This is a genomic window from Micromonospora maritima, assembly GCF_902825405.1.
Taxonomy (GTDB): Bacteria; Actinomycetota; Actinomycetes; order Mycobacteriales; family Micromonosporaceae; genus Micromonospora; species Micromonospora maritima.
Map to the genome: position 1 here is coordinate 1 of NZ_CADEAU010000883.1, position 1,184 is coordinate 1,184.

A 1,184-nucleotide genomic window follows, 5' to 3' on the forward strand; every position below is an offset into this window, starting at 1 on the left:
CTCCCGCGCAGGTGCCGTCGTCGGTCACCGCCATCACGACCACACCACCGGCGTCCTGCTGACGCAGGACCCGAGCCACGTCGGCCCCGGATGCCACCACCGGCCGGGACAACGCCCGCCGGGCCGGCAGCACCGAGGCGAACAGGGCGGCGAGCACCGCCACCGCGACGACGAGGCCGAGCCGTCCCCACGGCAGTACCAGCGTGAAGTCTCCGGCGATACGCGCCACCACGGCCATCGCCCCGGCGGCGACCCCGACGCCCAGTGCGACGCCGAGCAGCGTGCCGACCGACGCGGTGAGGACCGCCTCCACCGCGAGCACCGTCCGCATCCCGCCCCGGCTCAGGCCGACCGCGCGCAGCACGGCGTTCTCCCGGGTCCGCTCCACCACCGAGAGGCTCAGGGTGTTGGCGACCCCCACCAACGAGATCACCACGGCCAGGCCGAGCAACGCCGTGACCAGACCGAGCACCATGTCGACGGTGCCGGTGAGCATCTTCTTGTAGGCGGCCTGGTCCATCAGGTTGACCGTCGGATAGCGGGCGACCACCGACTCCACCGCGGCCCGGGCGACGTCCACGTCGACCCCGGCGGCCGGATCCACCTCCGCCAGGTATCCGCGTTCGGTGGGAAAGAGCCGGGTGAAGTCGGCGTCGGCGACCTCCACCACGTGCCCCGCGGCGGCCGGGCTGCCGGCCGGGGCCGACCGGTCGTCGGCGACCACGGCGGCGACCCGCAACGGCCGCCCCGCCACGGAGACGGTGGCTCCGACGGTCCAACCGCGGGCGGCGGCCAGCTCCCGGTGCACCAGCACCGCCCCCGGCCCGAACGCATCGAGGTCCCCGGCGTCCACCGCGGACAGCGTCCGCCGGACCAGGGCCGGGTGCGCGGCCCGCACCTCCACGCCGTCGGACACCCGGCTGCGCTGCTCGTGCACGACGCCCAGCTCCGGCCGGGCGGCCAGCTCGCCGGCCAGCGGCGCGGGCAGGTCCCCGCCGATGCCGGTGACCAGGAAGTCCACGCCGACCCGGGCGTCCACCGCGCGTTCGATGCCGGCCTTGACGCTGCCCGCGCCGACCACGAACGCCGACACCAGGCCGATCCCGATCACCATCGCGGTGGCGGTGGCCGCGACCCGGCGCGGGTTGCGCACCGCGTTCGCCACGGCCAGCGCGGCCGGGGCG

1 protein-coding gene is annotated in these 1,184 nt (G+C 76.2%); it reads right to left on the reverse strand.

Annotation, left to right across the window (positions count from 1 at the left end; all coding sequences use genetic code 11):
- Nucleotides 1-1,184 (reverse strand): FtsX-like permease family protein (locus tag HUW36_RS33245; RefSeq protein ID WP_174531630.1); only part of this gene is annotated, 1,184 nt, incomplete at both ends.